The organism is Zhihengliuella alba, from assembly GCF_039538765.1.
GTDB lineage: Bacteria > Actinomycetota > Actinomycetes > Actinomycetales > Micrococcaceae > Zhihengliuella > Zhihengliuella alba.
The window spans coordinates 32,001-45,399 of sequence record NZ_BAABCJ010000005.1; the positions used below are offsets into that span (position 1 = coordinate 32,001).

16 protein-coding genes are annotated in these 13,399 nt (G+C 71.8%); 6 read left to right on the forward strand and 10 right to left on the reverse strand.

The window, feature by feature from the left end; genetic code table 11:
• Positions 1-67 precede the first annotated feature (67 nt).
• Positions 68-535 (forward strand): Lrp/AsnC family transcriptional regulator, encoded by a 468-nt coding sequence (locus tag ABD784_RS09715; RefSeq protein ID WP_344883636.1) that lies wholly within the window; start codon positions 68-70, stop codon positions 533-535.
• Between the two features lie 76 nt (positions 536-611).
• Here the strand turns inward: ABD784_RS09715 and ABD784_RS09720 are convergent, their stop codons facing one another.
• From ABD784_RS09720 to ABD784_RS09750, 7 genes are all read right to left on the reverse strand, one after another.
• Positions 612-818, reverse strand: coding sequence for a helix-turn-helix domain-containing protein (locus ABD784_RS09720; protein WP_344883638.1), 207 nt, complete (start codon positions 816-818; stop codon positions 612-614).
• Positions 818-1,312 carry a DUF2975 domain-containing protein gene (locus ABD784_RS09725; protein ID WP_344883641.1) on the reverse strand — a complete coding sequence of 165 codons (495 nt, stop codon included), beginning with the start codon at positions 1,310-1,312 and terminating at the stop codon, positions 818-820. The genes ABD784_RS09720 and ABD784_RS09725 overlap by 1 nt, the downstream gene beginning before the upstream one ends.
• A gap of 47 nt (positions 1,313-1,359) precedes the next feature.
• Positions 1,360-1,926, reverse strand: a complete 567-nt coding sequence (locus ABD784_RS09730; protein ID WP_344883644.1) for a hypothetical protein — start codon at positions 1,924-1,926, stop codon at positions 1,360-1,362.
• Between the two features lie 56 nt (positions 1,927-1,982).
• The gene (locus ABD784_RS09735) at positions 1,983-2,405 is read right to left on the reverse strand and encodes a hypothetical protein (protein WP_344883646.1); all 423 of its coding nucleotides are present in this window, start codon (positions 2,403-2,405) and stop codon (positions 1,983-1,985) included.
• A 108-nt stretch (positions 2,406-2,513) separates the two neighbouring features.
• A complete protein-coding gene (gene hpt, locus ABD784_RS09740; RefSeq protein ID WP_344883649.1) occupies positions 2,514-3,065 on the reverse strand; it encodes a hypoxanthine phosphoribosyltransferase in 552 nt (183 codons plus the stop codon).
• Between the two features lie 71 nt (positions 3,066-3,136).
• A complete protein-coding gene (locus ABD784_RS09745) occupies positions 3,137-4,366 on the reverse strand; it encodes a tRNA lysidine(34) synthetase (protein ID WP_344883651.1) in 1,230 nt (409 codons plus the stop codon).
• A 1-nt stretch (position 4,367) separates the two neighbouring features.
• Positions 4,368-5,426, reverse strand: coding sequence for a zinc-dependent metalloprotease (locus ABD784_RS09750; protein WP_344883654.1), 1,059 nt, complete (start codon positions 5,424-5,426; stop codon positions 4,368-4,370).
• Positions 5,427-5,661: 235 nt separating this feature from the next.
• Between ABD784_RS09750 and ABD784_RS09755 the strand changes: the two genes are divergently transcribed.
• Positions 5,662-6,084 carry a four-helix bundle copper-binding protein gene (locus tag ABD784_RS09755; RefSeq protein ID WP_344883657.1) on the forward strand — a complete coding sequence of 141 codons (423 nt, stop codon included), beginning with the start codon at positions 5,662-5,664 and terminating at the stop codon, positions 6,082-6,084.
• 352 nt (positions 6,085-6,436) lie between these two features.
• Here ABD784_RS09755 and dacB read toward each other — a convergent pair whose 3' ends face one another.
• Entirely contained in the window at positions 6,437-7,804 is a 1,368-nt protein-coding gene (dacB, locus tag ABD784_RS09760) for a D-alanyl-D-alanine carboxypeptidase/D-alanyl-D-alanine endopeptidase (protein WP_344883660.1), read from the reverse strand.
• A 133-nt stretch (positions 7,805-7,937) separates the two neighbouring features.
• Between dacB and ABD784_RS09765 the strand changes: the two genes are divergently transcribed.
• Positions 7,938-8,462, forward strand: coding sequence for an inorganic diphosphatase (locus tag ABD784_RS09765; protein ID WP_344883663.1), 525 nt, complete (start codon positions 7,938-7,940; stop codon positions 8,460-8,462).
• Positions 8,463-8,569: 107 nt separating this feature from the next.
• On the opposite strand, the gene ABD784_RS09770 is transcribed toward ABD784_RS09765, so the two are convergent.
• Positions 8,570-9,802, reverse strand: a complete 1,233-nt coding sequence (locus ABD784_RS09770) for a Bcr/CflA family efflux MFS transporter (RefSeq protein ID WP_344883666.1) — start codon at positions 9,800-9,802, stop codon at positions 8,570-8,572.
• Positions 9,803-9,851: 49 nt separating this feature from the next.
• Here ABD784_RS09770 and ABD784_RS09775 point away from each other — a divergent pair, with 49 nt between their 5' ends.
• Both ABD784_RS09775 and yczE (ABD784_RS09780) read left to right on the forward strand, forming a co-directional pair.
• Complete coding sequence (locus ABD784_RS09775; RefSeq protein WP_344883669.1) at positions 9,852-10,304, forward strand: MarR family winged helix-turn-helix transcriptional regulator; 453 nt, start codon at positions 9,852-9,854, stop codon at positions 10,302-10,304.
• Between the two features lie 125 nt (positions 10,305-10,429).
• Complete coding sequence (gene yczE, locus ABD784_RS09780; RefSeq protein ID WP_344883672.1) at positions 10,430-11,107, forward strand: membrane protein YczE; 678 nt, start codon at positions 10,430-10,432, stop codon at positions 11,105-11,107.
• Between the two features lie 87 nt (positions 11,108-11,194).
• Here yczE (ABD784_RS09780) and yczR read toward each other — a convergent pair whose 3' ends face one another.
• Positions 11,195-12,649, reverse strand: coding sequence for a MocR-like transcription factor YczR (yczR, locus tag ABD784_RS09785; RefSeq protein ID WP_344883676.1), 1,455 nt, complete (start codon positions 12,647-12,649; stop codon positions 11,195-11,197).
• A gap of 60 nt (positions 12,650-12,709) precedes the next feature.
• Here yczR and yczE (ABD784_RS09790) point away from each other — a divergent pair, with 60 nt between their 5' ends.
• Positions 12,710-13,399, forward strand: coding sequence for a membrane protein YczE (yczE, locus tag ABD784_RS09790; RefSeq protein WP_344883679.1), 690 nt, complete (start codon positions 12,710-12,712; stop codon positions 13,397-13,399).

Here is a 13,399-nt window from a genome sequence, read left to right on the forward strand (position 1 = left end):
GGGAAACAGCCGAAGGTGTTCTCAACGTGTGCCGCCCGATGGCAGTTTTTGAGGGATAATCTTGCGCATGGACGGTATTGACCGGAAGATTCTTGCGGAGCTGCAGCGCGACGGCCGCCTGACCGTCACGGAGCTGGCCGAACGCGTGCAGCTCAGCGTCTCGCCGTGCCACCGCCGGCTGCGTGCCCTGGAGCGCTCCGGGGCCATCGCCGGGTACCGCGCGCAGCTGGACGCCTCGGTCCTCGGCCTGACGTTCGACGCACTGGTCTTCGTCAACATGAGCACCACCGCCCGGGAGCGGATCGAGGCGTTCGAGGAGGCGGTCGCCGCGATCGAGTATGTGGTCCAGGCCCAGCGCCTCTTCGGCAGCCCGGACTACCTCCTGCGGGTCGTCGCAGCGGACCTGCCGCACTTCCAGCGCATCTACGACGACGAGCTCACCACCCTGCCGGGCGTGCAGAACCTCAACTCGACCCTGGTCATGAAGAGCATCGTCGAGCAGCGCGACCTGCCTCTGGGTGGGAATCGGGTCTAGCGGAGGAGTCGTCCCGTGCGCCGGCCAGGCGCCGGCCCGCCCATGCGACGGGCGGCGCCACGGGCCGGCCGGCGGATCAGTCGTCCACCCACTCCAGGATGTCGCCGGGCTGGCAGTCCAGGACCTTGCAGATGGCCTCGAGCGTACTGAAGCGGATGGCCTTGGCCCGGCCGTTCTTCAGGACGGCGACGTTCGCGGGGGTCAGGCCCACACGCTCGGCGAACTCCCCCACCGGCATCTTGCGCTTGGCCAGCTCGACGTCGAGCCGCACGACGATCGCCATCAGATGACCCCTTCCATGTCCGAGCGCAGGCGGGTGGCCTGGCGCAGCAGAGCGCGCATCACGAGGATGAGCAGGAAGAGGACCAGGCCGCCGAGCCCGACGACGCCGAGTGCGATCACCATCCCCGGCGCCACTTCTTCGCCGGGACCGTACGCCACGAGGCCCGCGAAGAGGCCCAGGCACCCCCACAGGACCAGTGCGACGGCGATCGCCCACAAGATGCCGTCCACCCAGCGGAAGGCGCTCTCTGAGAAGATCTCGCCCTCTTTGACCATGGAGAGCAGGCGCCACGTGCACGCGAGCACCACCTGCACGCAGAGGATCTCCACGATGAAGAAGGCGATGAACGGGATCCGCAGTGCGGCCGCGGGCGTGCCGTCCTCGCCCATGTCGTGGAACTGGCCGGGGACCATGAGGCACTGCGCCACCAGCAGGCCCGCGAACAGCAGGACCATGAGCACGCGGAGCGGCGTGACGAGTCGGTTGTCGATCATGAGTCGATTCTCGACGAGAACCTATCGAAAGTCAACAGGTATCTCGCTCAAAGCGGGCTCGCGGGACCCGCTACCTCAAGGACGGCTCGACTGTAGTCGTCACCGAAGTCGATCCGCGTCAGATGCCGGTACTTCACCTTCGTGAAGAAGTCGTTCCACGTGCAATCTGGGTCGATCATTCGCACCAGGACGGACTTCTGCCCTACTTCCGACACGGCCGCGATCCACAGCATGTCCGGCCGTCGGGCTTCCTCGTGCAGAGCCAGAACCGGGGCCTGCTCGGCGATGCCGGGAAGGAATCCGAGCGGTCCGTCGAGGTCGAGGGGTCGGGCCGGGCCGGACGGCGGCCAAGCCTCGCGTCCCCGCAGGGCCGGGAGAAAGGTGGGATCGACCTTGACCCGGTGGATGTCCTCGAGTCGCAGGAGCGTGAACCCATCGAAGTAGGCAGCGTCCCGCAATGATGCGAGTAGCACCCAGTGCGCCCCCAGTTCAAGCACGATGCCGAGCACCTCTTCCTGCACGTCGAACCGGCGCCGGACGACGACCGGCACTTGCTCGGCCGCCGACCGTCGCAGGCGAACACGGATCTTCCTAGACGACATGCTCTTCTTCACCGCCACATCGTCCCATGGGACGAAACACAACAGGCCGTCGCCTCAGACGCCGTCGACTAGAGACCCGTATACGTGCAAGTGCTTCGCCGCAGGCTCCAGCGGCGCCCCTCCGTCTCGACTGTCAGCGTCGGCACCGAGCGTCGCCGGATGAGATTGGGACGGTACGTGATCTGACCCTCCCCACGAAAGCAGGCGAGGATGAGATGCGCGAGTTCACGAATCTCGATTGCCTTCTCGACCTCGCTGTCGCCGTAGGCGAAGAGAGTGACCCCGACATCTAGGTCCAGGATGCGAGCATCGAACCAGTCGTGACTGGCGCGCAGTTCTGCGCGACGAATCCGCGCATCGACGCCTTCCTCTGCGCTCAACAGGAGACCGTGCACGTGCGAGTCGCAAGCAAGTTCCCGCCACTTCACGGATTCACCGTCGAAGACCTCGGCGACGGTCCCGTGCAGCAGTTGTTGGATGTTGATGGTCACGGCTCAAGCTTGGCACGGCCTTCTGGCCAGCCACTCCGGGCAGGCCTAGCTAGGCCTCCGCGGTGCTTGAGCGCGACCTCGTGCCGCGGTCGCGACCGAGCGAGACGCCTACTGGTAGACGTGCGGGGCCAGCGTGCCGATGAAGTCCAGGTTGCGGTACTTCTCCGAGAAGTCGAGGCCGTAGCCGACCACGAACTCGTTGGGGCAGTCGAAGCCCACGTACTTCACGTCCATCTTGACCTTCGCCGCCTCCGGCTTGCGCAGCAGCGTGCAGATCTCCACCGAGGCCGGGCCGCGGGAGACCAGGTTGGACTTCAGCCAGGACAGGGTCAGCCCGGAGTCGATGATGTCCTCGACGATGAGGACGTGCTTGCCCATGAGGTCCGTGTCCAGGTCCTTGAGGATACGGACCACGCCGGAGCTGGTGGTGCCGGAGCCGTAGGAGGAGACGGCCATCCAGTCCATGGTCACGTGCGAGTGCAGCGCCCGGGCCAGATCGGCCATGATCATCACCGCGCCCTTGAGCACCCCGACGACCAGCAGGTCCCGGCCCTCGTAGTCCTTGTCGATCTGGGCGGCGAGCTCGGCGACCTTCGCGTCGATCTCTTCCTTGGTGTACAGCACATGCGCCAGATCGGCGCTGACGTCATTCGAATCCACGAACGGGCTCCTGAAGTGTCGGGTGTCCCGCTCCGGCGCGGAGACCGGGCGGGCGGCGGCTACACCCAAGGTTACCGCGCGGCCCAAGGCGGTTCCGCCTCCGTCCCGGGCGGTGGGAGCGTGCGCCGGAGGACCAGCAGGGGTCCGCGGCAACCGTGCTCGCGCCCGTCGCGCACCCGGTACGCCGCCACGTGGCCGGCGAGCTGCACGGGGCCGGCCGATCCCCGCCCCGCCACGAGCCCCTCCAGCGCCGCGGTCCGTTCGGAGGTGGGTGCCTCCCCGCCGGCGGCGCGGACCGCTAGGCGGAGGACCCGCGGCCGCAGCGCCCCGTCCAGCGCCCGCACGCCGGGCAGGGGGAGGACGACGTCGTCTCCCGCCGGGGCGCCCTCGTCCTGTCGGCCGCCGGTGGGTGGAAGGCGGAGTCCGGCGAGCGCCTGCTCGGCCTGGACGTCCAGGTGGTCGGCGTCCGCCGCGGCGAGGGCAGCGGTGCGCGCGAGGTTCGCCGCCACTCCCCCGCCCAGCTCGCGCTCGAGGTAGGGGAGCACGTCGAGGCGGACCCGGTTCCGGAGAGCGTCGCGCTCGGCATTGGTGGGGTCCTGCCAGAACTCGAGGCCCTCGTGAGCGCAGATGGCCTCGGTGTCCCCGCGCCAGAGACCGTCCGCCCGGCCAACCAGGCCGTCGGGCACAGCGCCCTGCGGCGCCGTCCCGAGGAATGGGCGCAGGAACCGGCCTCGCCGCGCGGGGATGCCGGCCAGAGAGCGGGTCCCGGAGCCGCGCACCAGACCGAGGAGGACCTGCTCGGCCTGGTCGGAGAGGGTGTGGCCGGTGAGCACCGCAACGGGTGGCCCCGGTTCGGCGGCCTCCCAGCGCTGCGCGGCGGCCTCGAGGGCGGCGTAGCGGACGGCGCGGGCCTGCTCCTCGCTCCCCGGGGACGGCACCTCGACGGCGATGGCCTCCACCGGGGCCAGCCCCAGGGCCGTCAGCTGGTCCGCGGCACGCCCGGCCGCCTCCGCACTGCCGGGCTGGAGCCCGTGGTCCACCACCGCCGCGCCGGCGGTGAGCCGGCCCTTGCGGGCCAGGAATGCACAGGTGGTGGCGAGCGCCAGGGAGTCGGCCCCGCCGCTGCAGGCCACGAGCACCCGAGGGAGCGCGGGCGCGGTGACCGGGGTGGCCGCGGTTCGGTGCGCCCCGCCGTCGTACTCGCTGCCCTCCGGCGCCGCCGGCTGGAGCCGCCAGGCGGCCACGGCCTCCCGGACGGCGGCCCGCGCCGCGGCAAGCTGGGGTGGCAGGTTCCCGCCCACGCTAGGCCCGCATGCGGTCGACCCACTCCTGCGGGTGGTGCAGCTCGTGCTCGGTGGGCAGGTGCTCGGGGCGCTCCCACACCCGGTTGAAGCCCTCCATGCCGATCTGCTGGACCACCGCGGAGACGAACTTCTGGCCGTCGGCGTACTGGCGCATCTTGGCGTCCAGGCCGAGGATCCGGCGCAGCCAGTTCTCGAGCGCCCCGCGGTCCGCGCCGCGGCGGGCGAAGCGCTGGCGGATGGTCTTGACGGTGGGCACGATCGAGGAGTCGACGCCGTCCATGACCACGTTCGCGTGGCCCTCGAGCAGGCTCATCACGGCGGTGAGGCGGCTCATGACCTCGCGGTCCTTCTCGTCGCGGATGAGCTCCGTCAGGGGCGTCTTCTCGGTGAAGAGGCGGGTCAGCCGCTCGCCGAGGCTGTCCGCCTTGCCGAGCATGCCCTCGACCAGCTCGGCGATGCTGCCGAGGAGGTAGTCGCGCAGCCAGGGAGCGGCGGCGAACTGGACCCGGTGCGTCTGCTCGTGGAGGCAGACCCAGAGCCGGAAGTCGGCGGGCTCCACATTGAGCTCGCGCTCGACCTCGACGATGTTCGGGGCGACCAGCAGGAGCCGTCCGGCCTCCGGCAGGTGGGGGCGCTTCAGGGGCGCGAACGGGTCGAACTGGCCCAGGACCTTGGAGGAGAGGAAGGAGAGGATGGCACCCATCTCCGCTCCCGTGGCCCGCGCCGTGACGGCCGCAGAGGTGGCGCTGAGCCTCTCCGAGTGCTTGGCGGCGGCCTCGCGCAGCGGGCGGTCGATGATCGCCTCGAAGCTGTGGACGTTGGCGCGCGCCCAGCTGGCCCGGTCGACGATCAGCACGCCGGAGTCCCGTAGGTCGCGTGCCGCCTCCAGCCGGGTGATCTCGTGGACGTGCCCGACGGCGGCATCGGCATGGCGTCGCAGGTCCGCGACCACTGCACTCGCCTCAGCGGGGCTGAGCTTGGGGCCGGGCGTGCCGAGCGTGGCCGCCGTCTTGGCGGCGAGCTCCCAGTGGATGAGGCGGTGGTCCATGGTGCCCATCCCATCACGGATGGTGCCCCCTCGCTACGCGCTCCGTGGCCGGACGGGTCACTGGGAGATCGCTGAACAACTCGTCCGTCCCCTTTCGTCACGCGCTGACGGCTTGTTAGCGTCCGGACTGTCACACCAGCACAGTGTCCAGACAGCACCGTGCACCTAATAGCACGCAGGGCGGCCGCGGCCCCCGGCGGAGCGACGTCGGCGGCCCTGCTCATCGATGCAGAGGAGTAGTGCCATGAACGACGTCATCAGCAGCATGCAGGCCACGCATCCCCGCGAGTTCCAGGCGGGCGGCTCCACGGTGGACGGGGCGGCACTGGCCGAGTGCCTGGCGGCCTGCGTCGAGTGCGCCCAGACGTGCAGCACCTGCGCGGACGCCTGCCTCTCGGAGGACATGGTCGCGGAGCTGAGCACGTGCATCCGCCTCAACGCGAGCTGCGCGGACATCTGCGCCGCGACCGCTTCGGTCCTCTCGCGGCGGCCGGACGGCGGCGCCGCCTACGTGCGCTCGCTCCTGGAAGCCTGCCGCGACGTGTGCGAGCGCTGCGCGGAGGAATGCGCCGGCCACGCGGAGATGCACGAGCACTGCAAGGTCTGCGCGGAGGCCTGCCGCCGCTGCGCCAAGGCCTGTGCGGATCTGCTCTCCGCGCTGGGCTGAGCGCGGCCGGCGCTGCTTCGACGCTACGCCCCCTCGGGGGTCTCGGACCGTTCCTGGCGGCTCAAAAGGTGAAGCATGATATAGCCGTCTTCGACTGGACACAGACTGTAAATGGAGTATCCGCGCCCGGAGGATTCGGCATCGGCCCACGCTAGAACGGCTTCAACATCCGGAGCGCCCGAGACGATCCGTTCGTCATGAACGCTCGGTTCGCTAGAGATGAAATCCACCCGGTAGTCCGGGACATCAATCTCAGCGGTCCCTTCACGAGGGTCAACGCCATAGGAGTGCATCACCACATCCTATGGACGTCGCGCCGGATCAAACGGAACTGACCCCCAGTCAATGCTGTCTAGAGCGTCGTCAGGGCCGCCGCGGCACGGTCGAGCTCTGCTCGGGCGGCGCCCAGGCTGCCGGGCACGTCGCGGGCGAAGAAGGAAAAGGCCACCAGACGGCCGTTCTCCGTCACCGCCAGACCGGTCAACGTCACGACGCCGGCCAACGTCCCTGTCTTGGCCCGCACCCGGCCGAGCGTCTGCTCGGTGCCGAGGCGGTGGGCCATGGTCCCCGTTGCGCCGGCGATCGGCAGCAGGTAGGTCACGTCGCGCAGATCCTCGTGCCCCGCCGTCGTCACCGCCGCCATCATCAGCGCCAACTGGTCCGGGGTCACCTGGTTCGCCGCCGCCAGACCGGAGGCGTCCACGATCCTGGCACCGGCGGTGTCGATCCCCATGCGCTCGAGGGCACGGGTCAGCCCGTGGGAGACGCCGCCGAAGCTCGCCGGCTGACCGAGCTCGATGGCGACCAGCCGCCCGAGCGTCTCCGCCACGTAGTTCTCCGAGTGCTGCGTCATCACCTCGACCATCCGCCCGATCGTCGGGGAGACGAGCTTCGCCAGGGGCTCCGCGTCCTCCCCGCGCACGCCCCGGACGACCTCGCCCGCGACCCGGTCCCCGCCGAGTTCGGCGGCCAACGCGTCGCGGAACGACAGCGCGGCGGTCATCGCCGGGTCCGCCACGCGGGGAGCGCCCGAGGCGGCGGACGCCCGTGCTGCGAACATCGCCAGAGGCATCACGGGCGCGATGTTGTTGGTGGTCAACAGCGACTGGTCCCAGTGCGGGCTCAGCGTGCTGCCGTCGAAGAGGGTGTCGTCCAGCACCACCTGCACCGGTGCGGCGTCGCCGCCCTGCCCCTCGCTCAGGGCGGCGGCGGTGTCCGCGGCCAGCACGGCCAGCCGCTCGGGCGTCAGCAGAACGTCTCCCCCGCCGGCCAGCAGGACATCGCCTCCGGTCGAGTAGGTGGACGTCGCCACGGTGCGGTCCTCGCCGAGGACGCTCAGCGCGGCGGCGGCGGTCAGGGTCTTCAGGCTCGATGCCGGGGTGCCCGGGGTGTCGCCGCCACGGGAGAAGACCGGGTCGCCGCTGGCGACGTCCACCACGGTGCCGGTGACGTGGCCGGCCGCGGTCGGGAAGCTCTCGAAGACCGGGCCGAGCGCGGCCTCGGCGGCCTCCGCCGTCACGGGCTCCTGTCCGAGCGGCGGGGCGGCCGTGACCTGCGCGGCACCCACGGTGGGCAGCTCGTCCTGGGGGACCAGCGGCGTCGTCCGGGTGAGGACGGCCGGCGCGAGGTGGAGGAGGTTGATCACCAGCAGGGCCACCACCAGAAGGACCATGAGGGCGAGACCCGCGGCACGGAGGCGGCGACTGGACTTGCGACGCATCGGCGGCACCTCTGTGATCGGCGGGACTTCGGGCAGGCGGGCGGCGCAATATACGCTTGCCACAGCACTTAAACACTAGTCCCGCGGGGCGCTGCCCCACGACTGCCCCGCGGAGCCACATCTAGGAGAGCCGATGAGCCACGACGTCACCATCGAGATCCCGGCGGGATCGCGCGTCAAGTACGAGATCGACCACGAGACCCACCGCCTGCGGCTGGACCGCGTGCTGTTCACGTCGATGCAGTACCCGACCCACTACGGCTACTTCGAGGGCACGCTGGGCGAGGACGGCGATCCGTTGGACGCGATGGTGTGGATCCCGGGCGTGGACCTGATCCCCGGTGTGATCGTCGAGTCCCGCCCGGTGGGCGTCTTCAACATGACGGACGACGGCGGCGGAGACGCCAAGCTGATCTGCGTCCCGACCGACAAGCGGTTCGATCACATCCGCGAGCTGGAGGACGTGGACGAGTGGCTGATCAAGGAGATCGAGCACTTCTTCACGCGCTACAAGGACCTGGAGCCGGGCAAGTGGGTCAAGGCCGAGGGCTGGCAGGGGCGCGAGGCCGCCGAGGCCGAGCTCGCCGCCTCGGTGGAGCGGTTCAACCGCCTCGGCGAGGAGTCCGAGGAGGACGAGCCGCAGGGTCGCGACGTCTGATCGACGACGGCGACGCGTCCTGATCGGCGCACCCCGGCGAGGGGCGGTCCACCGTGCGGGTGGGCCGCCCCTTGGCGTTTTCGGGACCCGGACGGACTCGGCCGGGACTAATCGCGCGGCCGGCCCCAGGAGAAGGCGACGTTGGCGACCACTGTCGCCACGAGCATCGACAGGACCAGCGGCAGCGCCGTGCCCTCGCCGCCCAGGCTGACCAGCGGCGCGACGGCGCCGGCCAGGCCGAACTGCAGCAGGCCGAGCAGCGCCGAGCCCGCGCCGGCGCTGCTGCGGACGGCGTCGAGTGCGAGCGCCGTCGTAGTGCCGAAGACCAGGCCCAGGGAGGCGACGGCCACGAAGATCGGGACGATCAGCCAGGTAACGGGGGCACCGCTCAGCACGACGACGGCCATGGCCGCGATCGCCGCGGCGTTCAGCAGCAGGCCGGTGCGGGCGAGCCGGCGGACGGGCACGCTGCCGGCCAGCTTGGCCGACACCCCGGAGAGCACCATCAGGCCCAGCGCGTTGGCGCCGAAGAGCAGGCCGTACGCGAGCGTGCCGAAGCCCATCATCTCCTGGTACAGGAACGGTGACGCGGAGATGTAGGCCATCATCGTGGCGAAGGCGAAGGCGAACGCGACGGTGTTGCCCGCGTAGACGCGGCCCGTGAGCAGCTTGGCGAGCGGGACCCGCGCGGCTCCGGCCGCAGCCGCGGGTGCGCCGGCGGCCCCTCCGACGAGGCGGGAGTGGGTCTCGCGCAGGACGGCGAGCGCGAACCCGAGCGCCACGACGCCGAGCGCGGCCACGATCCACAGCAGCCCGCGCCAGCCGAGCGGCTCCGCCAGGACGCTCCCCACCACCGGCGCGACGACCGGCGCCACGCCCCCGACGAGCATCATGATGCTCAGGGCCCGGGCGGCGGCCTGGCCCGTGGCGACGTCCGCGATCATGGCGCGGCCGATGACCATGCCGGCGGCACCGGTGAGCCCCTGGACCAGCCGGGCGACGACGAGAAGCGTCACCGTCGGCGCGAGGGCCGCGGCCGCCGACGCCAGGACGTACAGGGCGACGCCCGCGAGCAGCGGGACGCGCCGGCCGAAGCGGTCCGAGAGCGGGCCGAAGAGGACCTGCCCGAGTCCCGCGCCCACGAGGAAGGCGGTGAGCGAGAGCTGCACGCCCGCGTTGGTGGTGCCGAGGTCCGGCACCATCTCCGGAAAGGCCGGGAGGTACAGGTCGGTGGCGAACGGTGCGACGGCGGCGAGCAGCGCGAGCGTGAAGAGGGCGGCGGCGCCGAGTGCGGTGGGCTGGCGGGTCTCCGCCGGCGCGGCGGCGGGCGCGATGGACATGGATGGGCCTCCAATAGTTATGGGAATATAGCTATGTTAGCATAGGTACATGCCCACGCCCCCATCCCGTCGCGACGATCTCCTGGCCGATCTGGCCGACGCCCTGATCGACGTCGCCCGCAGCCTCCAGGACCACGGCTACCGCGACCCCGAGCTCGTCCCGCTCACTCGGCAGGAGATCACGGTGATCAGCCACATCCACCGGCACCCCGGGACCATTCCCAAGGAACTGGCCGCGGACCTGGGCCTAAAGTCCAGCAACGCCAGCACTGCCCTGCGGGGGCTGGAGGCGAAGGGCATGGTGGTCCGGACACCCGACCCCGCCGACGGCCGGCGCACGCACCTGGACCTCACCGACCTGGCCGAGGACAGCATCCGGCGGGTCCGCGACGGGATGAGCCGGCTCCTGCACCCCCTGGACCTGGACGACCGGGACCTGGCCCGGACGGTGGAGGCCCTGCGCGGGCTCACGGTGGCGGCGCCCTCCGACGCCGAGGCGTAGCCGCCGCGGAGAGACGCTGTGGTCCGGGCGCCCAGGAATGCACGCCGCGCCATGGAGCGCGGAGGAGCCCACGGAGCAGCGCCGGAAGCCGATGCGCGGCCGGCTCCTCGGGTTTAATGGTTTCAATGCCTTCCGTCCCGCTTCCGTGCCCGTCCGGCCGGCCGCGCGCGCGCCTGGTCCCGATGACGCCGCTGCAGCAGCTGCGCGCGCCGCGGAAGCCGCTGCGCCTGCTGAACTTGGCGGTCGGGATCGTGGTACTGGGCGCCGGCGTGGGCCTGTTCGTCCGGGCCGGGCTCGGACTCTCGCCCTGGGACGTCCTGCACCAGGGCCTGAGCCGGCTGCTCCCGATCAGCTTCGGCACGGTGATCGTCCTGCTCGGCCTGCTGATCCTGCTGCTCTGGATCCCGCTCCGGCAGTGGCCCGGCCTGGGCACGCTGGTGAACACGTTCGCCGTCGGGCCCATCGCCGACCTGACGATCACCCTGCTGCCGCCGATCCACGGGCTGGCCTGGCAGGCCGGCGCCATGGCGCTCGCCACGGTGCTGGCGGCGGTGGGCACCACCGTCTACATCGGGGCGCAGTTCGGCGGCGGGCCGCGCGACGGCCTGATGACCGGGCTCCACTTCCGGACGGGCCTGAGCGTGCGCGCGATCCGCACCATCATGGAGCTCACCGCCCTGGCCGTCGGCTGGCTCCTGGGCGGCGTGGTCGGCCTCGGAACCGTGGTGTTCGCCCTCTCGATCGGGCCGCTCTGCCAGCTCTTCTTCCGCTGGACCGTCGTGGACGTCGAACGGCGCCGGTGACCGAACGGCGCCACTGACCGACCCGCCGGTGACCGGCCTGCGCCGCTCAGGGGTGCCGGCGGGTCAGGTGCCCGGCCGGTCCAGCGGTCAGCCGGCGATCTCGCCCCAGGCGTCAGCGATCCGCGGCAGCGCCCACTCGAGCTCGTGCTCGGGCTGGGCGAAGGGGACCCGCATCCAGTGCTCCAGCCCGTGGTCCTCCACGGCGAACATCGAGCCGGGCGCCAGCAGCACGCCGCGGCGCCCGGCCGCCGCGGCCAGGGCCGTGGACGCGGGCCGGGGCAGCTCGAACCACAGCGAGAGCCCACCTGCCGGGCGGCGTGCCCTCCAGCCCGGCAGCAGCTCCGCCGCCCGGCCCAGGACCAGGTCGCGGGCGGCCCGCAGCCGCACTCGCGTCTCCGGTGCCAGATCGCTGCCGCGCTCCATGAGCCGCGCCAGGACCAGCTGGTCCAGCACCGGAGCACCCAGGTCCAGCGTCATGCGCATGCGCGCGAGCCCGCCGACCAGTGCGTGCGGCGCCCGGATCCACCCCAGCCGGAGCCCGCCCCAGTGCGACTTGCTGGCGCTGCCGATGGTCACCACGTCGTGGGAGAACGCCGCCATCGGCCGCACGTCCGGCTCCTCGTCCAGCCACAGGCGCGCGCACGTCTCGTCGACGATCCCCGTGGCCCCGGCCCGCCGCAGCTCCGCCGCCCACCGCTCGCGCACCTCGTCCGAGGCGAGCGTGCCGACGGGGTTGTGGAAGTCCGGCAGGCACAGCATCACCCGCGCGCCGCTGGAGCGCAGGGCCCCGGCGACGGCGTCCACGTCCGTGCCGTCCGCGCCGATGGGCACGGACGCGACGCGCACCCCGTGGTGGCGCAGGGACGTGACGCTGTTGGGGTACGTGGGGCTCTCGGCCAGCGCGACGGCGCCGGGCTTGAGCAGGAGCCGCGCGGCCGCGGCCACACCGGCCAGGGCGCCGGCCGTCACGAGGATCTGCTCGGCGTCCGTGGGGACGCCGCGGCGGGTGTAGTCGGCGGCGATCGCCGCGCGCAGCGCCGGGACGCCGAGCGGGAAGTAGCCCATGCCGTTGATGTAGGCGGGCAGCTCGTCGAGGGCCTCCTGGTAGACGTCCGCCAGGCCGACCGGGGCGGCGGGCGCGGCGCAGGTGAGGTCGACGGCGGTGGGCTCGCCGACGTCGTCGTACGCCCCCGAGGTCCCGCCGCGCGGGCCGAAGCCGCCGAGCGGCAGGGGCTCCGCGCCGCCGCCCACGGGCCCGCCCGGCACGCGGGCGATGGTCCCGGCGCCGACGTGGGCCGTGGCGTAGCCGCGGTCGCGCAGCTCGGCGTACGCGCGCGAGACCGTGGTGCGGCTGAGCCCCAGGGTGCCCATCAGCTGGCGCTCGCTCGGCAGCGCGGTGCCGTGGATGATCCGGCCGTTGGCGATCAGCTGCCGGATGGAGTCGGACAGCCAGGCGTAGGCGGGCCGCGCCGCGTCGGGCTCGCCGAGCATCGCGGCGAGGCGCCCGCCGCCGAGACGACGGGCGGGTGTGATGGTGGCCATGGAGCCATTCTGCCCCGATTGGCTATTTTTTCAAGGTCCAATCGGCGGGAGAGTGGAGGCATGGCACAGACGACCCACCCGAAGCTCCTCCCCCTGACGCCGCTGCAGCAGCTCCGCGCCGGACGCCTCCCCCTGCGGCTCCTCAACCTGTTCGTCGGGCTGACGCTGTTCGGCGCCGCCATGGCGATCTTCATCCGCGCCGGCCTCGGCCAGGCGCCGTGGGACGTCCTGCACGTCGGGCTGAGCACCCGCGTGCCGCTGAGCATCGGCGCCATCATCATCCTGCTGGGCTTCGTGGTCCTGCTGCTGTGGATCCCGCTCAAGCAGTGGCCCGGCCTCGGGACCATCGCCAACGTCCTGTGGCTGGGCGTCGCCGCCGACCTGACGCTGTGGCTGGTGCCGCCCATCGAGGGGCTCGGCTGGCAGCTCGCGGCCATCGGCGCGGCCCTGGTGGTCAACGGGATCGGTGGCGCCCTCTACATCGGCAGCCAGTTCGGCCCCGGCCCGCGCGACGGGCTCATGACGGGCGTCCACCTGCGGACCGGGATCAGCATGCGCCTGGTCCGGACCGTGGTGGAGGTGACGGTGCTGGCCATCGGCTGGCTGCTCGGCGGGGTGGTCGGCGTCGGGACGGTCGCCTACGCCCTGCTCATCGGGCCGCTCACGCAGTTCTTCCTGCGCTGGAGCGTCATCGAGCTGTCCCGGCCGCCGGCCCGCCCGGCCAGCGCCCGGAGGCGGCTGGCATACTGA

What these genes read in the sequence shown, in the direction of transcription:
- ABD784_RS09715 (WP_344883636.1), top strand. Translation starts at nt 68, where the DNA reads ATGGACGGTATTGACCGGAAGATTCTTGCGGAGCTGCAGCGCGACGGC.
- ABD784_RS09720 (WP_344883638.1), bottom strand. Translation starts at nt 818, where the DNA reads ATGGCGATCGTCGTGCGGCTCGACGTCGAGCTGGCCAAGCGCAAGATG.
- ABD784_RS09725 (WP_344883641.1), bottom strand. Translation starts at nt 1,312, where the DNA reads ATGATCGACAACCGACTCGTCACGCCGCTCCGCGTGCTCATGGTCCTG.
- ABD784_RS09750 (WP_344883654.1), bottom strand. Translation starts at nt 5,426, where the DNA reads ATGGGCACCATGGACCACCGCCTCATCCACTGGGAGCTCGCCGCCAAG.
- ABD784_RS09755 (WP_344883657.1), top strand. Translation starts at nt 5,662, where the DNA reads ATGAACGACGTCATCAGCAGCATGCAGGCCACGCATCCCCGCGAGTTC.
- dacB (WP_344883660.1), bottom strand. Translation starts at nt 7,804, where the DNA reads ATGCGTCGCAAGTCCAGTCGCCGCCTCCGTGCCGCGGGTCTCGCCCTC.
- ABD784_RS09765 (WP_344883663.1), top strand. Translation starts at nt 7,938, where the DNA reads ATGAGCCACGACGTCACCATCGAGATCCCGGCGGGATCGCGCGTCAAG.
- ABD784_RS09770 (WP_344883666.1), bottom strand. Translation starts at nt 9,802, where the DNA reads ATGTCCATCGCGCCCGCCGCCGCGCCGGCGGAGACCCGCCAGCCCACC.
- ABD784_RS09775 (WP_344883669.1), top strand. Translation starts at nt 9,852, where the DNA reads ATGCCCACGCCCCCATCCCGTCGCGACGATCTCCTGGCCGATCTGGCC.
- yczE (WP_344883672.1), top strand. Translation starts at nt 10,430, where the DNA reads ATGCCTTCCGTCCCGCTTCCGTGCCCGTCCGGCCGGCCGCGCGCGCGC.
- yczR (WP_344883676.1), bottom strand. Translation starts at nt 12,649, where the DNA reads ATGGCCACCATCACACCCGCCCGTCGTCTCGGCGGCGGGCGCCTCGCC.
- yczE (WP_344883679.1), top strand. Translation starts at nt 12,710, where the DNA reads ATGGCACAGACGACCCACCCGAAGCTCCTCCCCCTGACGCCGCTGCAG.